Origin of the sequence: Providencia rettgeri (assembly GCF_041075285.1) — a bacterium.
In the GTDB taxonomy this organism is placed as follows: domain Bacteria; phylum Pseudomonadota; class Gammaproteobacteria; order Enterobacterales; family Enterobacteriaceae; genus Providencia; species Providencia rettgeri_G.
Genome location: NZ_CP163512.1, coordinates 700,960 through 720,155, shown reverse-complemented (window position 1 = coordinate 720,155; position 19,196 = coordinate 700,960). Strand labels below are relative to the sequence as shown.

The following is a 19,196-nucleotide window of genomic DNA, read 5'->3' as shown; positions in this document are numbered from 1 at the left end:
TGCCATTTTTTAATAATTTAACTTATGATCTAGAAAAAATCATTAGACAACGATAAACAGCCCTTAAGGGTTGCTCAGACTACTGACAAACCGATTAGGTTTGCCAGCAAGTTAGATAGGTTTTGAAAATAGACCAGGAAAATCAATTTGTCGATTGTCGGCTGATAACACAAAGTGGGAAAAGCCAAGTTTGAACCACACTTTGTTAACAACCTGAACACCCCTAAGGGCTGTTCAGACTGCTGTTTTTACCGCCCCTAGGCACAAGTCACACTTAAGATTTTGTTGGACGTAAAGCAGGGAATAAAATAACGTCACGGATAGTATGACTGTTAGTAAATAACATCACCATGCGGTCTATACCGATACCAAGACCAGCCGTTGGTGGTAAACCATGCTCTAACGCAGTCACATAGTCTTCGTCGTAGAACATGGCTTCATCATCACCTTCGTCTTTTTGTCGAACTTGTTCAGCAAAACGTTCTGCTTGGTCTTCTGCATCATTTAATTCTGAGAAACCATTACCAATTTCACGACCACCAATAAAGAATTCAAAACGGTCGGTGATAAAAGGATTGTCATCATTGCGACGCGCTAACGGTGAAACTTCCGCAGGGTACTCAGTGATGAAAGTAGGTTGAATTAGATGGCTTTCCGCAACCTCTTCAAAGATTTCACACTGGACTCGGCCTAAGCCCCAGCTTTTCTCAACCTTAATCCCTAAAGATTGTGCAATCGCAACCGCTTTATCCATATCGTCTAAGTCAGCCACATCGGTTTCTGGACGATATTTGCAGATAGCTTGCTTCATGGTCAATTTAGTAAAGGGTTGACCAAAATCGAATTGTTGATCGCCATATTGAACGACCGTATTGCCTAACACTTTTTGCGTCAGCGTACGGAATAAATCTTCTGTTAATTCAATCAAATCACGGTAATCAGCGTATGCCATATAGAGTTCCATCATTGTGAACTCAGGATTATGGCGTGGTGATAAACCTTCATTACGGAAGTTACGGTTAATTTCGAAAACCCGTTCAAAACCACCTACCACTAATCGTTTTAAGTACAACTCAGGCGCGATACGCAAATACATGTCGATATCTAACGCATTATGGTGCGTGATAAATGGGCGTGCTGATGCACCACCAGGGATGACCTGCATCATAGGGGTCTCAACTTCCATGAAGCCGCGAGCTACCATGAAATTACGAACTTCCGCCAAGATTTTAGAACGAACGATAAACGTGTGACGTGATTCATCATTTGCGATCAAATCAAGATAACGCTGACGATAACGTGTTTCTTGGTCTGATAAACCGTGGAATTTATCGGGTAATGGACGTAATGCCTTGGTTAATAAGCGTACTTCGTGACAGTGAACGGTGAGTTCTCCCGTTTTGGTTTTGAATAAACGCCCTTTCGCGCCTAAAATGTCACCTAAGTCCCATTTTTTGAACTGCTCGTTGTAAACGCCTTCCGCTAAATCATCCCGTGATACGTAAATTTGAATACGTCCACCGACATCTTGCAACGTTGCAAATGAGGCTTTCCCCATAATACGACGAGTCATCATACGACCTGCAATGGAGACTTCAATATTCAAGTCTTCTAACTCTTCCGATGACTTTTCACCATACTGAGCATGAATAGTGTTTGAAACATTTTCACGACGAAAATCATTCGGAAATGGAATACCTTTTTCACGTAACGCCGCGAGTTTTTCTTTACGCGTTTTTAGTTCGTTGTTCAAATCGGGAGCTTGCTCTACACCCTGTTGCTCTTGAGACATTTTTTCCTCACAGGCCAGCTTTTAAACTAGCTTCAATGAATTTATCCAAATCACCATCCAGCACGGCTTGCGTGTTACGCGTTTCCACACCAGTACGTAAATCTTTTATTCTTGCATCATCAAGGACGTAAGAACGGATCTGGCTTCCCCAGCCAATATCTGACTTATTCTCTTCCATCGCTTGCTTGTCCGCATTTTTCTTTTGCATTTCCAGTTCGTATAGTTTCGCTTTTAACTGGCGCATTGCTTGGTCTTTATTTTTATGCTGAGAACGATCATTCTGGCACTGCGTCACAATATTCGTTGGAATATGAGTGATACGTACCGCTGACTCCGTTTTATTGACGTGTTGACCACCAGCTCCAGAAGCGCGATAAACATCTATACGTAAATCCGCTGGGTTAATTTCAATATCAATATCGTCATCAACTTCAGGATAAATAAAGGCCGAACTAAATGAAGTATGACGACGCCCGCCCGAGTCAAATGGACTCTTACGAACTAAACGGTGGACCCCCGTTTCGGTTCTTAACCAGCCGTATGCGTAATCACCAATAATTTTTACTGTTGCTGATTTTAAACCCGCAACATCACCATCAGACTCTTCGATAATCTCGGTTTTAAAGCCCTTTGACTCCGCCCAACGTAAGTACATGCGCAATAACATACTTGCCCAATCTTGAGCTTCAGTACCACCAGAACCTGCTTGAAGGTCAATATAACAATCAGCACTATCATATTCGCCAGAAAACATACGGCGAAATTCAAGTTGCTCTAATTTGCCTTGCAGTTGGTCTAATTCAGCAACCGCTTCATTGAATGTGTCTTCATCATCAGCTTCAACCGCCAGCTCTAATAAACCTTCAACATCTTCAAGGCCTTGCGTAAGTTGATCAATGGTTTCAACAATTCCCTCAAGGGAAGAACGTTCTTTACCCAGTGCTTGCGCTCTTTCTGGTTCATTCCAGACATCTGGCTGCTCAAGCTCTGCATTGACTTCTTCTAAGCGTTCTTTCTTGGCATCATAGTCAAAGATACCCCCTCAGAACCAATGTCCGATCAGACAGGTCCTGGATCTTACTTTTTACTGGGTTTATTTCAAACGTCATTTTCAATATCTTATGGTTGGTCAAAAATAATTTTATATTTACAAATCGGTTAGTATAACGGAATTTATTGCAGGTTTATAGCACTAGGAGGCGCTATTTCCACCCAAGCTTATCCCATAATCTCCCTGATTAATCAGGCCAAATATGTTCAACCATCAACTGCACGCTTTTTTGCCCTCGATATTCATTTACATCGAGTTTAAAGGCGATTTTAGCTTTTTTAATACTGTTGTCAGGCCATCTACGCACATCAATATTAAACATTATCGCATCTAACATTGGCCCGCCATTCACTGGCTCCAACATAAGTTTAAGGTGGCGCTCTCCCACTAACCGTTGCTGTAATAGCTGAAAGTGCCCATCAAACACTGGCTCAGGAAAAGATTGCCCCCATGGTCCACTTTCACGGATCAATTCCGCAACTTCTAAGCAAAACTCGTTGCGCGAAAGTTCGCCATCACTCCAAACCACACCTGCCAGTTGATCGGGGTTAATAAGTTCTCCCATTAACAGCTCGAAATGGTGCTTAAAGTCTGCAAATTTATTTTCTTCTAATGTCAAACCTGCTGCCATCGCATGACCGCCAAATTTTTGCATCAAACCAGGTTGCAGTGTATTTAAACGTTCAAGGGCATCACGCATATGGACACCTTGCACGGAACGACCTGATCCTTTGAGAACCCCATCCCCTGCGGGCGCAAAAGCAATAACAGGGCGATGAAATTGCTCTTTAATTCTAGAGGCTAAAATCCCGACAACCCCTTGATGCCATTCTGGGTGGTAAATCGCAAGACCATTCGGCAGTTGATTATCGCTGTACTCAAACTGATTAAAAAAAACCGATGCCTCTTGTTGCATTCCCTGTTCGATATCACGACGAGTTTGATTCAACCCGTCTAATTCATTAGCCAGTTCCCGCGCATAAGCCATATCATCAGTTAACAATAATTCAATACTCACGGACATATCATCGAGCCGCCCCGCCGCATTTAACCGAGGCCCAAGGGCAAAACCAAAATCATTTGCCACCAACCTGGCGATGTCTCGCTTTGAAACTTCAACTAAAGCCTTAATGCCCGCACAACAACGACCAACTCTAACACGATTTAAACCTTGGTGAACCAATATCCGGTTATTCGTATCAAGGGGAACAACATCAGCCACCGTCCCTAATGCTACTAAATCAAGGTATTCGGCTAAATTGGGTTCATTTAAACCTTGTTGGGTAAACCACTCTTTTTGGCGTAAGTGTGCCCGCAATGCTGACATTAAATAAAATGTTACCCCAACACCCGCTAACGCTTTTGAACCAAAATGACAGTCATTGAGATTTGGATTAATAATGGCATCGGCTTCTGGCAGTGTTTCTCCGGGTAAATGGTGATCGGTAATAATGACGTTGATACCATATTGTTTTGCCGCAGCGACACCTTCGTGGGATGAAATGCCATTATCCACAGTGATAATTAAATTCGTCCCCCGCTTATTGGCTTCTTCAACGACTAATGGCGTTAATCCATAACCATTCTCAAAACGATTTGGCACAATATAATTTAAATTAACATAGCCCATCCCTTTAAGTGCACGGATAGCCAGTGCGGTGCTCGTTGCACCATCTGCATCAAAATCCCCCACAATAGTAATAGATTGATGCTCGACCAGTGCTCGGTAAAGCAGCACAAGTGCATTTTCAATGCCTGACAATGAACGATAATCCAGCAAATTTGTGGCTTTACGCTCTAACTGTGATATATCCGTAATACCACGGTGCAGGTAAATGCGCTGCAATAATTCAGGGAGCCCTTGAAGCTTCGTCGGCTCTCCATCGACCTGCCGTTGTCGTAAAAAAGTTTCTACATTCACAATAATTAACTATTTTTCATCAAGTAATTGAATAAGGGCATCCGGTTTTAGGAAACCTGCTAGCATTTGACCATTCGGTAAAATAATAGCGGGTGTCCCCGTGACTTTAAATAAGTTACCGACATTCATATGTTTACTTAAGTCAATTTTACAGTTATCGATCATTGCAATATCCTCGCCCTTAAACGCTTGCGTTAATGCATTTTGCGGTAGGCCATTGCACCAGATAGACGCCATTTTTTTACCCACATCGCTTTGTACACCTTGGCGTGGGTAGGCAAGATAGCGCACTGTCACTCCTTTACTGTTTAACTCTCCTACGGTTTCATGAAGTTTCTTACAATAACCGCAGCTAATATCGGTAAACACTGTGACCACATATTTTTCGTGCGGTGCTTTGAAATAAATCATTTCATCTTTCAGAGCTTCGATTTTTTTCAGCAATGGCTGATTACTGATATTTAACGGGGTTTTCCCACTCATATCGTAAATTGGCCCCTGAAGTAAATACTTACCATCATCGGTGATGTACACAACACCTGTGTTAGTTTCCACCACATTCAACCCCACAATCGGCGATGGCTTAATCGACTCCACCGTCATATCGTATTTTGCTAGGGTGTCACGAATGACTTTCTCTTCTGTAGCCGCATATGCACTCGAGGTGATTGCAGCAAAACACGTTGCTGCCAACAATAGCAATTTGCCTTTCATAGATAATCCTTAGTTATCATCCTCTTGGATGATGTTGCTCATGCAGCGCACGTAACCGCTCAGTGGCAACATGAGTATAAATTTGGGTTGTTGATAAATCACTGTGGCCTAATAACATCTGTACGACACGCAAATCTGCCCCGTGGTTCAGTAAATGGGTTGCAAAAGCATGCCTAAGAACGTGAGGCGAGAGCAATTCCGTATCAATTTGAGCAAGTACCGCATAGTATTTTATTCGATGCCAAAATGTTTGCCGTGTCATTTTTGTTCCACGCTTGCTCGGAAACAAAATATCACTGGCTTTGCCATTCAATAAATCAGGGCGACCTTCATCAATATATTTTTCTAACCAATATATTGCCTCTTCCCCCAAGGGGATCAACCTTTCTTTATCCCCTTTCCCGACAACCCGAATAACCCCTTGGCGTAAACTGATGTCAGAAAAGGTTAAACCAATTAATTCGGAAACTCGCAGACCACAAGCGTATAAAACCTCTAACATCGCTTTATCCCGAAGCTCTAGGGGATCTTCCGTTGCGGGCGCATTTAACAAATCCTCCACTTGCTGCTCACTCAGATCTTTTGGCAATCGCTGGGGTATTTTAGGCGCAGCAATGACGGCTGAAGGATCATCCCTACGCAATTTTTCCCGATATAGATATTGGAATAAACGCCGCATCGCGCTTAATAAACGAGCTGAACTTGCTGCCTTATAACCGCCATCAATACGCTCGGCGAGAAAAGCTTGCAAATCAATTGATTGAACACTTTCTAAATGCAAATGATGTGCATCAAGCCATTTATCAAGGGATTGAAGGTCATTACGATACGATGCTAACGTATTTTCGGCCAAATCTTGCTCAAGCCAAATCGTATCAAGAAATTGCTCAATTAATGGATTGAGGTGCTTTGTTTCCACTGGTGATTCGCTTCCTTTGAATAATACCACACAATTCTATTATGCCTGAAAGGGGGGGCATCTGTTACAATACCCTCCTTGTGATCAAAACCATAGCTGGACATAGTAATAATATATATGAAAATAGGTCTTTTTTACGGTTCTAGTACCTGTTATACCGAAATGGTTGCTGAAAAAATACGTGATATTCTCGGTAATGATTTTGTCACCCTGCATAATGTCAATGATACACCACCCAGCGAAATGGAGCTGTATGATATTCTCATTTTGGGAATACCTACGTGGGACTTCGGTGAAATACAGGAAGACTGGCTAGAAATTTGGGATGCCCTTCCCAACTTAAACTTAACAGGCAAAATTGTTGCTATGTATGGGTTAGGCGATCAAATAGATTATAGCGAATGGTTTCTTGATGCACTTGGATTGCTTTACCATCAACTTAAACCCACTGGCGTCCAATTTGTTGGTTTTTGGCCAACAGAGGGATATACCTTTGATAGTCCAAAAGCATTAAATGAGACGGGTGACATGTTTGTTGGACTTGCCCTTGATGAAGTGCATCAATTTGAACAAACTGATGAGCGAATTGCCCAGTGGTGCGTGCAAATTTTACAAGAAATCGAAGCGTCTCTTTAAGGCAAAATTCTGGCGGTATATCTTATTCCAATTAGGCTTTTTTATTGCCCTAACGTTTAGATATCAGGATATTGGAGCAATAACTGATTGAGATTCCGCCAGTTCTCTTCTGATACTGAATCCCTTGCGACCCACAAATGGATTTTCTGCCCTTTTCCTTGTAGCGCTTCCAATGTAAGCAAAATTCCATAGCGAGTCAGCCATGGCGCTTTCACAATATTCCATTCGTTTTTCTTCCATTGAACTTTATTGCCATTCACTAACACGGCAACGCCTTTTACTTTACTGATATTTTTTTGGCTTTTTGCCCAACTTGCCACGACCACAACTAGCAACGGTAACCAAAACATCGAATTACCCGGTGACCATGGTGCAAACAGCAAAAGAATACCGACTGCACCATGAATACAGGTAGAAAAAAATTGTGTCTTCCATGAAATGGAGAGATTAGATTTCCACAGGACCACGATTTTTATTTTTTTCCTGAATGAGTTTGACCATACGGAACAGCTCGTCATCCTCTGGACGACCATGATTCATTAACCAATTGAATAAGTCTGGGTCCGCACATTCTAATAAGCGAACAAAGGTTTGTTTGTCTTGTGTCGTTAAGCTATCGTATTCATACTCAAAAAAAGGCATGATTGAAATATCTAGCTCACGCATCCCACGCCGACAAGCCCAATGAATTCGTGCTTTATTCTCAATATCCATTCCACTACGACCTTTTGTTGCAGTTAACTGATAAGATTGATTATTTTCAATACTCTAACAGATTATCTGCAAAGAAAACATGCCATAGACTACATTGTTGTAATTTTAGTAGTAAAATGCCGTTTTTCTACAAACCGATGATAAAAAATCCGAGATAATGCAAGCTGCATCATAATAACTACTTGCAATGTTATCTAGCTATTTTACCATTAAGCCCCTTTATCTATCAAAGAACAGCAGGTGAAATCATGACTACCCACATTGATAGTACACAACAATTTCCCTTTGGTTCACAGTCTTTACCACTTGTTTTGATTTCACTGGAAAACTGGGAACTCATTCACCTTACAGGCCTTGATGCCGAAAAATATCTGCAAGGCCAAGTCACCGCAGATATCGCGACGTTAGCACAAGCTCACACCTTAACGGCTCATTGTGACCCAAAAGGTAAAATGTGGAGTGACCTGCGTTTATTCCATCATTTAGACGGCCTTTCTTATTTGCTTAGACGCAGTGTTGTTGATACGCAATTAGCCGAGCTCAAAAAATATGCCGTGTTCTCTAAGGTTACTTTTGCGAAAAAACCCGAACTGAAATTACTGGGTATCGCAGGGAAAGGAGCAAGAGAAGCACTCACAACGTTGTTTAGCACTTTACCTGATGAGCAAAACCAAGTGATCACTGATGGTGATACGACGTTGTTGTATTTCTCGTTACCCGCCGAACGCTTTTTAGTGATCACCAATGAAGTAACCGCACAAAAAATAACGGAAACACTAGGAGCGACGCAAGTCAGTGATGACCAATGGCTCGCGCTAGATCTCGAAGCGGGTTTTGCTGTTATCGACCAAGAAAATAGCGCACAACACCTACCGCAAGCCGCCAATCTACAAGCGCTTCCCCATGGGATCAGCTTTAAAAAAGGTTGTTATACTGGTCAAGAAATGGTGGCAAGAGCAAAATTCCGCGGTGCCAATAAACGCGCGATGTATTTGTTAAAAGGGACGGCAACAACGCTTCCTGCTCTTGGAGATGGTGTGGAATGGCAATTGGGTGATAAATGGCGTCGTACTGGTACTGTCCTTGCCGCTGTGCGCCTAGGAAATGGCGAAATTTATGTACAAATTATTATGAATAACGATATGGAAGCTGACAGTGTTTTTCGTGTTATCGCTGATGAACAAAGTCATTTAACCATCGCACCTTTGCCTTATTCATTAGAAGAAGAACATTAATAGAGGTTTTTATGTCATCTGCATTAAGTAACAAGCCCATTGAGGTGGTCAATTTTGGGGCTTTTACTGAAGTCGTCCAATTTTTAATGGAACTTGATAAACTTAAAAGTATTTATCGCAAAAATAAGCTACTTAACCGTGAACGCCACGAAAACACTGCTGAACACAGTTGGCAATTTGCGGTGGCGGCGATGAGTTTTGCCCCATATGTTGAAGGCGTAAATATTGAACACGCAATTAAACTTGCTCTTGTTCATGACATTGTTGAAATTGATGCAGGGGATGTATTGGTTTTCGATAATGCAGCTCGTGATGCTATCCATGCTGAGGAAGTTAAAGCAGCAAACCGGATTTTTAACCTTCTGCCCTCCCCACAAAATGCCACATTACTCGCACTGTGGCATGAATATGATGCATTAGAAACCCCTGAGTCAGTTTACGCAAACGCCATAGATAGAGCTATGCCAATGCTAATGAACCTACATAATCAAGGGCAAAGTTGGGTGGAAAATCATATTCGCCTTGAGCAAGTCCTCAGCAAATGTGATTACATTAAGCAAATACTTCCTGAATTCTACCAACAACTTAAACAACAATTAGAGCTTGCCCAACAAAAAGGTTGGTTGCTTTAATTAACAAGCTAAAGTGGCTATTTGCCGCTTTAGCTACCCCCTAAAGGTTGCTCTTCATCGACTAGTCTCTACACCGATACCCCTTATTAACCACATACTGATTCAATCAAATTAAACTATACTTAGATAAATAATTATCTGTTCATTTATCTATCATATATTTTTGATTAGCGATCAATGAGGTTAGATATGCCAAAAAATGAGCGCAACACACGCCCTTATCTGTTATTGCTTGATATTCACTCCCCTTCAATTGTTCGATTCAATAAGTTGACACATCAGTTAACCCCGCTAATTGAAGGACTTGGTGGTACTCCCGATGGCATAGCGGTGGATCCTGATCGCCGTTTGATCTATTGGAGTAATATGGGCGATGATTTTGATGCTAATGACGGTTCAATTAATGTCATGAATTTTGATGGTCGCCAAAGAAAAAGGCTAGTAGGCCAAGGAGCCATAAGGACACCAAAACAGTTACAACTCGATTTGATGAACCAACGGTTATATTGGTGTGATCGTGAAGGAGGAATGGTTTCATCCTGCTACGTTGATGGTTCCGATTTAACCACACACATTGCAAGGTCACGCAATGAAAATGGTCAGGTCGATATATTAGATCAATGCGTAGGCATTGCTATTGATATTAATAATAACTGGATTTACTGGACACAAAAAGGCACAGCCAAAGGAAATTTAGGTCGCATATTTAGAGCGCCATTAAAACCAGCAGATCCCCAATCCCCTGAAAATCGAAGTGATATCCAGCTATTATTAGATAATTTGCCTGAGCCTATCGATTTATTGCTCGATGAAGATGCCAATATTTTATACTGGACGGATAGAGGGGCTGAACCCGATGGTAATAGCCTAAATTGCGCTAATGTCACTGTTCACGGGCTGACAGACTATCGCGTGATCAGCCGGGGATTTAAAGAAACCATCGGCCTAACGCACGATAAGTCGGCCCAACTGATGTATATCGCCGATCTCAGTGGTGGCATTTACCAAGTTTGTATAACAACAGGTCATGTTGAAAAGCTTTACCAAGGTAACAGCTATACAGGCATTGACCAATATTCTGGCTAAAGTAACACCAGAATAATCAGGCTTGCTCCCGTAAAGAAGGAGGCAAGCCGAATATTAATATAACCGAAAGTATCTATCTTACTAATGAGTAACAGTTACATATACTCTTCAATCGGCACACATGAACAATGTAAATGACGATCCCCATAGACATCATCAAGGCGTTTCACTGCTGGCCAATACTTATTAGCTTTAGTCTGTGCTGTTGGGAATACCGCCAATTCACGACTATAAGTGTGAGACCACTCTCCCGCCAGCTCTGTTTGCACATGAGGCGCGTTCACCAGTGGGTTATCCTCTAGCGTCCATTTCCCTTCAACCACTTGGTCAATCTCATCGCGGATCGCTAACATTGCATCAATGAAACGGTTGATTTCAGTCATGCTTTCAGACTCTGTCGGCTCAATCATCAAGGTTCCTGCCACCGGGAAAGACATGGTTGGCGCATGGAAACCATAGTCAATCAAACGCTTAGCAATATCCAGTTCGCTGATCCCTGTCTCTTTCTTAATAGGACGTAAATCAACGATACATTCGTGAGCCACATAGCCTTCCTGACCTGTGTATAGAATGTCATAACGAGGCGCAAGGCGTTTAGCGATATAGTTTGCATTCAAAATTGCCACTTGACTGGCTTTTCTTAAGCCATAGGAGCCCATCATGCGAATATACATCCAACTAATAGGTAAGATTGAAGCACTACCAAATGGTGCCGCAGAAACCGCACCTTGATCAGTGAGCATATCCAACTCAACCACTGAATGCCCCGGCACAAAGGGGGCCAAATGTTTTTTCACACCAATAGGTCCCATACCTGGACCGCCACCACCGTGAGGAATACAGAAGGTTTTATGTAAATTAAGGTGCGAAACATCAGCGCCAATAAAGCCCGGCGTTGTCAACCCAACTTGTGCGTTCATATTAGCGCCATCAAGGTACACTTGCCCGCCATATTGGTGAACAATTTCACACACTTCACGAATGCTTTCTTCGTACACACCATGAGTGGATGGATAAGTAACCATGACACAAGATAGTTCTTTGCTGTGTTGCTCTGCTTTTTCACGTAAATCCGTTAAATCGATATTTCCTTCATCATCACAGCGTACCACCACCACTTCCATCCCTGCCATATGCGCTGAAGCAGGGTTTGTGCCGTGTGCAGAGGCTGGGATCAAGCAAATATTGCGAGCGCCTTCGTTACGGCTTTCATGGTAGCGACGGATAGCTAGCAAGCCTGCATATTCCCCTTGTGCACCTGAATTAGGCTGCATACAGACAGCGTCGTAACCCGTTAATTGCACCAACCAATGAGAAAGTTGTTCGATCATTTGGTGATAACCTTGAGCTTGTTCAGCTGGGCAGAATGGGTGTAACTCCCCAAATTCTGGCCACGTAATGGGGATCATTTCCGCAGCAGCATTCAGTTTCATGGTACAAGAGCCTAACGGGATCATTGCTTGGTTCAGTGCTAAATCTTTACGTTCTAAGCTGTGCATATAACGCATCATTTCGGTTTCGCTATGGTAGCGATGAAAATTAGGGTGAGCTAAAATTTCGTCTTTACGCTGTAGTGCCGTTGGAATGGCTTGTTCATCAGCGGCGACTTGCTGGTCTAGCTTTTCAAAATTTAATTTAACATCTGAACCTGTTATTACAGCATATAACTCATTGATATCTTCACGCGTTGTCGTCTCACTTAGGGTAAGACCTACCACACCATAGATATCGGTACGCAAATTGATTTTTGCTTTTTCTGCTCGGGCTAATACCGCTGTTTTATCAGCGACTTCAATGGCTAAAGTGTCAAACCATGTTTTATGGCGTGACGGGAACCCCGCATCTGCTAAGGCTTTTGCTAAAATCGAGGTAAAACGGTGAATACGTCCTGCAATCAATTTAAGCCCTTCAGGACCATGGTACACTGCGTACATGGCGGCAATATTCGCCAGTAATACTTGAGATGTGCAAATATTCGAGTTGGCTTTTTCACGGCGAATATGCTGTTCACGGGTTTGCATTGCCATACGTAACGCGGTATTGCCTGCTGCATCACGTGAAACCCCAATAATACGCCCCGGCATAGCCCGCTTAAACTCATCACGGCAAGCAAAAAAGGCCGCGTGAGGGCCACCATAGCCCATCGGTACACCAAAACGCTGAGCAGAACCGAAAACAATGTCAGCCCCTTGTTTACCCGGCGCAACTAATAGCACAAGTGCCATCATTTCTGCTGCAACACAACTGACAATTTGGCGCTCTTTTAATTGTGCAAGCAGTTCAGTGTAATCATGCACATTACCAGTCGTACCAACCTGCTGTAGCAATGCGCCAAAAACACCTTCGTGTTCCAACACTTTTTCAGCACTATCAACAATAATTTCAAAGCCAAAAGTACCGGCACGAGTGCGCACTACATCTAGGGTTTGCGGGTGAACATCATTTGCAACAAAAAAACGTTCCGCATTTTTTAATTTACTAATACGTTTTGCCATCGCCATGGCTTCTGCCGCAGCGGTAGCTTCATCCAATAAGGAGGCAGAGGCTAGATCTAGCCCGGTCAGGTCAATGGTTAATTGTTGAAAATTGAGAAGAGACTCTAAACGCCCTTGAGAGACCTCTGGTTGATAGGGAGTATAAGCCGTGTACCAACCTGGGTTTTCCAGCAAGTTACGTAAGATAACTGGAGGTAATACCGCAGGTGCATACCCCATGCCGATGTAACTTTTGTAGCGTTTATTCAAGGATGCAATCGCTTTTAATTCAGCTAATGCTTCCTGTTCTGTCGCTCCACCGCCGACTCTTGGCGGTTCAGCAAGTAAAATGGCCTTCGGCACAATTTTATCCATTAAGTTATCGAGCGATGACGCTCCCACAGTGTCTAACATGGTTTTTATTTGTTGTTCTGAAGAACCAATGTGGCGCGAGATAAATTCTGAACGGTTTTCTAATTGACTCAGTGACATCGACATATCTGTGTTCCCATCCTTTGTCTGCTATGCATAAGTTGTCGGGCGATTGTTACGGAACTTGCGAGATAACACTCAAAATCAGTGATGTAGCAACTTGTTTCTAATTTAGTATTTTTCAACCCTCTAAATACTAAATACGTATTCAAACCTCTAAATAGTTCATTTTGTGGCTAGGCGGCAAACGAAACAACCTTAGGGGGCATACTCAAGTATGTGACCCGAGTTATCGAGTACAGCCAACACCATCACAACAGATGTTTATTCTATCTAGTTTGCGTTGTGGCTAGGCGGCAAGCAAAAGAGTCCCTTGAAGCATACACCAGTACGTAGCTAGGGCGAATGAGCGAAGCCAATACCGCCACAACACAAAATATGACGAATAAACTATTCTTCAGCTTCAATCATCGAAGTATAGCCTTCAGCATCAATCAAATCCGCCAGCTCTGTGGTATCTGAGGCTTTAATACGGAAAATCCAGCCTTCTTGATACGGTTGTTCGTTGACCAGTTCTGGCGAATCACTTAGCTCGCTGTTGATAGCTACAATCTCACCACTTAGTGGCGCGTAGATATCAGATGCCGCTTTAACTGACTCAACCACTGCAACATCATCACCTGCACTGACGACACTACCTACTTCGGGTAAATCAACAAACACCATATCCCCGAGAGTTTCTTGCGCATGCTCTGTGATACCAACGGTGTATTCACCATTGCCTTCATCACGCAGCCACTCGTGTTCACGGGTATACATTAACTCTTTAGGTGTATTGCTCATTATTAGCCTCTCATTTTAAAGTTATTGATTGGGTCAGCCCAAATTACACTAAGCAGTTACCTTCGCGGACAAAGCCCGGTTTCACTACTTCAACTGGCATTTCTCGATGTCGGATCTCAACAATCGCTTTATCTTGAATTCCGTTCGGGACACGTGCCAACGCAATACTGAAACCTAAAGTCGGTGAGAAAGAGCCGCTGGTAATGACCCCTTCTTGCAATTTACCTAAATCATCAGTAAAGCGAACCACTTGCCCTGCACGCAGTATACCCTTATCACGCATCACAATACCGACAAGTTTTTCAGTTCCTTGCTCACGCAGTTTTTCGAGAGCTTCACGACCAATAAACTGGCGATCTTCAGGTTTCCACGCAATGGTCCACCCCATATTTGCCGCAAGGGGTGAAATGCTCTCATCCATATCTTGACCATACAAGTTCATTCCCGCTTCTAAGCGTAATGTGTCACGCGCCCCTAGCCCTGCTGGGTGTACTCCAGCTTTCAGAAGCTTATGCCAAAAGTCTACGACCTGCTCTTTGGGCATCGCTATTTCATAGCCCTTTTCACCTGTATAGCCAGTTGTAGCTATAAATAAATCACCGGTTTGAATGCCATAAAAGGGTTTCATTCCTTCAATGGCTTGATTTTGTTCTTCACTTAGTAGCGTATGGACTTTTTGTGCCGCTTGTGGTCCTTGAACGGCAAGTAAAGCTAAATCATCCCGCACATACATTTCGACGGCATAGCCTTCTGAGTGCTGTTCTATCCATGCAAGATCTTTTTCCCGCGTCGCCGAGTTAACCACTAAACGATAAAAATCGTCGGCAAAGTAATACACAATCAGGTCATCAATCACGCCACCTGACGCATTTAGCATACCTGTATATAATGCCTTTCCTTGCTCGGTAAGTTTGTTGATATCGTTCGCTAAGAGGTAACGAAGAAAGTCACGACAACCATCACCATGCAAATCGACAATAGTCATATGGGAAACATCAAACATCCCTGCATCCGTTCGAACAATATTATGTTCATTAATTTGCGAACCATAATGCAGCGGCATCATCCAGCCATGAAAATCCACCATTTTTGCACCGCAAGCAATATGCTCTTCATACAGTGTTGTCTGCTTTACCATGAATACCCTCTGTGCTCGATTAAGATATTTTGGGGTGGTTGCGGGGTTAAAAATAGCAATTTGTAATTATTGAATAGGCATTTTTAACCTGACGCAAACGATAACTTCTGTTAAAAAATCTACCACTATTTGCGCTTTGATCCTATAAAAAAAAATAGGGCGACTTACCCTCTGTATTACTGATTGCGCTCTGATTTTGCCAGCGATTTTTGTTAAATAATTGAGAATGATCACTCTAAAGTGGTCTATAGCACATAATTTAGCTCAAAATACCACCACAAAGCTTAATAAATAGATTATTGACAAAATTCACCGCAACTTAGCAAAATTAGAAAAACTAATGCGAAAAAGTGATGTGATTAGTTTTTCTCAGTCATGATGAACAATAAAACACATATAGTTCAAAAAACATTCGTTTGGCGAAATATGATATTTTTCAATGTTAAAATCAGGATAATTAACTGGCAATAAGGAAAAATGTTATATATCACGTAAAGGATGAACAATTATGTTTCAAGTTAGCAAAGCCAAAGATAACGTTTATTTCAACCAGTTCAGCGAATACAACACACAGAGTTTTATTCCGCAAAAGCACATAGAAAGCCATCAACATTCTTTTGTAACAGCGCTGAGTGCAAATCACATGCCTACAGAAGCAGAAGAAAAATCGATGTCTACATTGATTCACAAACTCAAAGAGACAGATTCCATTTCTCAGTCAAAGAAATTAACCCATGAAATAAAACAAATGGCGAAGCAATTAGCTGATGATATTCAATGGATGAGAAACCATTACTTTACGGTGGAAAATGATGGTACGGATAGGGTATATGGTCGTATGGCGGATGGGTATACTGATTTTGAGCGTGATGGGTACATTAGAGCATTAGTTCACTATTACCAATGTGAAAATGAATTAAGCTCTTTACCAAATAACCTTAATTTCTCAATTATAAAAATGGTAGCCCCACATCATAGTGGTCGAGTATACGGTGACATACAAGCGCTTACAGAATTAGCCAAAGGTAAATCAGCAAACCTGCCTGACTTAACCTATAATCGCGGCTCTCTCCAGTTCGGCTAACAACACCAAATATTGCGCATATAATATACAAGAAGAAGGACTTCCTTTGCAGTCCTTCTTCTCAATTAAAATACGGCTATTCGACCGTTTCAAGCTGTAATTCTTCAAGCCACTTTGGCATATCAAAGAGCCCCATTGCGTGGTTTAATAACTGTGGTTTTACGCCAGGTAAGCTATCCGCCAGCACTAGCCCAATATCCCGCAACAGTTTTTTGGCTGGATTATTTCCGTCAAATAATTCACGGAAACCTTGCATACCCGCTAACATCAAGGCAGCGCTATGTTTGCGGCTACGTTCATAATCGCGTAAATAAAAATATTGGCCAAAATCTTTACCTTCACGATGTAAACGCTTAATTTCACCCATTAACATTGCCACATCCATAAACCCAAGGTTAACACCTTGCCCTGCAAGTGGGTGAATAGTATGAGCAGCATCGCCCAGTAACGCTAAGCGCTGAGCCGCAAACTGCCGTGCATAACGCCCTGTTAGAGGAATAGTCATACGATCACTTTCCACTTGGCAAAGCCCCAACTGTACATCAAAAGCAACCGCCAATTCTTTATTAAAATCGGTTTTATCCAGCCCTTGACGTCTTGCAGCTTCCGTTGCAGGTTGTGACCAAACAATAGAACACAGATGGGGGTCCGGCAGTGGTAAGAATGCTAAAATACCTTCACCGTCAAAGGATTGACGTGCAATATCCCCATGCGGTTTTTCTGTGCGAATAGTGGCCACCAGCGCAGTATGTTCGTAATCCCAAAAAGTTAGCGGAATATCAGCGTGGCTACGTAGCCATGAACCAGCCCCATCAGCACCAACAATTAACCTTGCGGTTAGCATGCTTTCATCATCTAACGTGATAAACACATCATTTTCACCCCAAACCACTTTTTTAAGCGTTGCTGGCGCTAATAATGTTACATCACGCAATTCAGAGGCCTTTTGCCACAATGCATCGCGCACCACATTATTTTCAACTATATGCCCCAAATGGGTAAGGTTGCGCTCTTGTGCTGAAAATGTAATACGACCGAAGCTGTTATTATCCCACACTTCCATGCCGTGATAGGCTGCGGCTCTCATGCTTTTAATCGTTGACCAAACGCCTAAATGGGTTAACAATTTTTCACTTGCCGCATTAATCGCGGATACCCGTAATGCATAGGGTTCCGATGCTGAAAAGATTTTTTTAGGTGGATGATTCTCCACTACTGCAACACGTAGGCCGCTTCCTTCAAGGCCACATGCAAGGGCAAGCCCCACCATGCCACCACCGGCGATAACCACATCAAACGATTGCATACTTTTTTCCTCTTTATTTCGTGGTTATTGGTGAACAACCCAGCCTAATGTTTGACGAGCCAAAACATCGCGCACAGGCGGCAACATCTCCATTGCCATTAAACCTAAATTTCGCCCCACTATTAATGGGATACAGCGATTAGCAAATACACGAACTAAGCCATCTGTCATGGTAACGGTTTTTTCTCTATCTATGGCTCGAGCTTGTTGATACTGGCTTAATAACGCATAACGCCCAATATCTTGCTGCTCCCTATGGGCTTTCACCACAATTTTCGCCAATTGCATTACATCGCGGATACCAAGGTTAAAACCTTGCCCAGCGATGGGGTGTAAAGTTTGTGCAGCATTACCAACTAATACAACTCGGTGACTTACAGGATTAAGCGCTTTACGCAGTGCCAGCGGATAACAGTGGCGTGTACCAGCTACCTCAATTTTGCCTAAACGCCAACCAAATGCTGTCTGCAATTTATTGATAAAGGTTGCATCATCCCAAGCCGTAATTGTATCTACGTGTTCTTGATGATGGCACCAAACTAATGAGCTACGACCATGAGACATCGGCAGTAATGCCAATGGCCCAAATTCGGTAAAACGTTCAAAAGCTTGGCCTTTGGGGTCTATGGCGGTTTTCACATTAGCGATGATAGCCACTTGACCGTAATCATCTTGCTGCCATTGCATATTACATGCTTTACCCACTAAAGAATGGCTACCATCTGCAGCAACTAACAGTGCACCGCTTACTGTCTCACCAGTATCTAATATCACCGTCACAGAATCTTGCTCACGGTGAATTTTTTCAACTTTGGCAGGGCAATGCAGCGTTACCCCCGGTGCCTTTCGTAATAAAGAAAATAGACGAGTCCCCGCTTCGTGTAGTTCAATCACATTGCCAAGTGCGGGAATATGATAATCATTTGCGTTGATATTCACAAAGCCTGCGTGCCCACGATCAGATACGTGAACGTGAGTAATCGGCGTAACACAATCGGTAAACGCTGGCCATACCCCTATTTTTGCTAAATATTGGCACGTACCATGGGCTAATGCGATAGCACGTGCATCGAATCCGGGGTGTTTACCTTCAGGTAAAGAGGCCTCGATTAGTGAAACCGATAATTTTCCTTGGCTAAGTGAAGAAATGGCCAGTGCAAGTGTCGCCCCTGCCATTCCTCCACCCACGATGATCACATTCATGGGTTGTTTATTACCT

The 19,196-nt window shown here is 42.7% G+C and carries 17 protein-coding genes; 5 read left to right on the top strand and 12 right to left on the bottom strand.

The annotated features are described in order from the left end of the window. Positions 1-274 precede the first annotated feature (274 nt). The 5 genes from lysS to xerD all read right to left on the bottom strand — a co-directional run bounded on the left by lysS (position 275) and on the right by xerD (position 6,397). Positions 275-1,792: a lysine--tRNA ligase gene (lysS, locus tag AB6N04_RS03175; protein WP_369310485.1), complete on the bottom strand. Its 1,518-nt coding sequence runs from the start codon at positions 1,790-1,792 to the stop codon at positions 275-277. A gap of 7 nt (positions 1,793-1,799) precedes the next feature. After that, positions 1,800-2,901 (bottom strand): peptide chain release factor 2 gene (gene prfB / locus AB6N04_RS03170; RefSeq protein ID WP_369310484.1). Its coding sequence is split into 2 segments (ribosomal slippage): positions 1,800-2,822 and positions 2,824-2,901, totalling 1,101 coding nucleotides; the frame shifts between segments, so codons are not numbered across the junction. Between the two features lie 129 nt (positions 2,902-3,030). Continuing rightward, positions 3,031-4,764 (bottom strand): single-stranded-DNA-specific exonuclease RecJ, encoded by a 1,734-nt coding sequence (gene recJ, locus AB6N04_RS03165; RefSeq protein ID WP_369310483.1) that lies wholly within the window; start codon positions 4,762-4,764, stop codon positions 3,031-3,033. A gap of 9 nt (positions 4,765-4,773) precedes the next feature. Further along, positions 4,774-5,478, bottom strand: a complete 705-nt coding sequence (dsbC, locus tag AB6N04_RS03160; RefSeq protein ID WP_369310482.1) for a bifunctional protein-disulfide isomerase/oxidoreductase DsbC — start codon at positions 5,476-5,478, stop codon at positions 4,774-4,776. A 16-nt stretch (positions 5,479-5,494) separates the two neighbouring features. Next, on the bottom strand, positions 5,495-6,397 hold the full coding sequence (gene xerD, locus AB6N04_RS03155) for a site-specific tyrosine recombinase XerD (RefSeq protein ID WP_369310481.1): 903 nt from the start codon (positions 6,395-6,397) through the stop codon (positions 5,495-5,497). 117 nt (positions 6,398-6,514) lie between these two features. Here xerD and fldB point away from each other — a divergent pair, with 117 nt between their 5' ends. Then, the gene (gene fldB, locus AB6N04_RS03150; protein ID WP_369310480.1) at positions 6,515-7,033 is read left to right on the top strand and encodes a flavodoxin FldB; all 519 of its coding nucleotides are present in this window, start codon (positions 6,515-6,517) and stop codon (positions 7,031-7,033) included. 56 nt (positions 7,034-7,089) lie between these two features. Here fldB and AB6N04_RS03145 read toward each other — a convergent pair whose 3' ends face one another. Both AB6N04_RS03145 and sdhE read right to left on the bottom strand, forming a co-directional pair. Then, positions 7,090-7,500 carry a protein YgfX gene (locus tag AB6N04_RS03145; RefSeq protein WP_369310479.1) on the bottom strand — a complete coding sequence of 137 codons (411 nt, stop codon included), beginning with the start codon at positions 7,498-7,500 and terminating at the stop codon, positions 7,090-7,092. After that, positions 7,481-7,747 (bottom strand): FAD assembly factor SdhE, encoded by a 267-nt coding sequence (sdhE, locus tag AB6N04_RS03140; protein ID WP_369310478.1) that lies wholly within the window; start codon positions 7,745-7,747, stop codon positions 7,481-7,483. Before sdhE ends, AB6N04_RS03145 begins: the two co-directional genes overlap by 20 nt. 248 nt (positions 7,748-7,995) lie before the next feature. Between sdhE and ygfZ the strand changes: the two genes are divergently transcribed. The 3 genes from ygfZ to AB6N04_RS03125 all read left to right on the top strand — a co-directional run bounded on the left by ygfZ (position 7,996) and on the right by AB6N04_RS03125 (position 10,700). Further along, complete coding sequence (ygfZ, locus tag AB6N04_RS03135) at positions 7,996-8,982, top strand: tRNA-modifying protein YgfZ (protein ID WP_369310477.1); 987 nt, start codon at positions 7,996-7,998, stop codon at positions 8,980-8,982. An 11-nt stretch (positions 8,983-8,993) separates the two neighbouring features. Beyond that, the gene (locus AB6N04_RS03130) at positions 8,994-9,614 is read left to right on the top strand and encodes an HD family hydrolase (RefSeq protein WP_369310476.1); all 621 of its coding nucleotides are present in this window, start codon (positions 8,994-8,996) and stop codon (positions 9,612-9,614) included. Positions 9,615-9,803: 189 nt separating this feature from the next. Continuing rightward, the gene (locus AB6N04_RS03125; protein WP_369310475.1) at positions 9,804-10,700 is read left to right on the top strand and encodes a YncE family protein; all 897 of its coding nucleotides are present in this window, start codon (positions 9,804-9,806) and stop codon (positions 10,698-10,700) included. A gap of 95 nt (positions 10,701-10,795) precedes the next feature. On the opposite strand, the gene gcvP is transcribed toward AB6N04_RS03125, so the two are convergent. The 3 genes from gcvP to gcvT form a co-directional block, all read right to left on the bottom strand. Further along, the gene (gcvP, locus tag AB6N04_RS03120; RefSeq protein ID WP_369310474.1) at positions 10,796-13,672 is read right to left on the bottom strand and encodes an aminomethyl-transferring glycine dehydrogenase; all 2,877 of its coding nucleotides are present in this window, start codon (positions 13,670-13,672) and stop codon (positions 10,796-10,798) included. A 384-nt stretch (positions 13,673-14,056) separates the two neighbouring features. After that, complete coding sequence (gcvH, locus tag AB6N04_RS03115) at positions 14,057-14,449, bottom strand: glycine cleavage system protein GcvH (protein ID WP_369310473.1); 393 nt, start codon at positions 14,447-14,449, stop codon at positions 14,057-14,059. A gap of 43 nt (positions 14,450-14,492) precedes the next feature. Continuing rightward, complete coding sequence (gene gcvT, locus AB6N04_RS03110; RefSeq protein ID WP_369310472.1) at positions 14,493-15,587, bottom strand: glycine cleavage system aminomethyltransferase GcvT; 1,095 nt, start codon at positions 15,585-15,587, stop codon at positions 14,493-14,495. A gap of 508 nt (positions 15,588-16,095) precedes the next feature. Between gcvT and AB6N04_RS03105 the strand changes: the two genes are divergently transcribed. Further along, entirely contained in the window at positions 16,096-16,671 is a 576-nt protein-coding gene (locus AB6N04_RS03105; protein ID WP_369310471.1) for an NleF caspase inhibitor, read from the top strand. 76 nt (positions 16,672-16,747) lie between these two features. Here the strand turns inward: AB6N04_RS03105 and ubiI are convergent, their stop codons facing one another. After that, complete coding sequence (gene ubiI / locus AB6N04_RS03100; RefSeq protein ID WP_369310470.1) at positions 16,748-17,977, bottom strand: FAD-dependent 2-octaprenylphenol hydroxylase; 1,230 nt, start codon at positions 17,975-17,977, stop codon at positions 16,748-16,750. Positions 17,978-18,001: 24 nt separating this feature from the next. Continuing rightward, positions 18,002-19,180 (bottom strand): 2-octaprenyl-6-methoxyphenyl hydroxylase, encoded by a 1,179-nt coding sequence (gene ubiH, locus AB6N04_RS03095; protein ID WP_369310469.1) that lies wholly within the window; start codon positions 19,178-19,180, stop codon positions 18,002-18,004. Between the last annotated feature and the right edge of the window lie 16 nt (positions 19,181-19,196).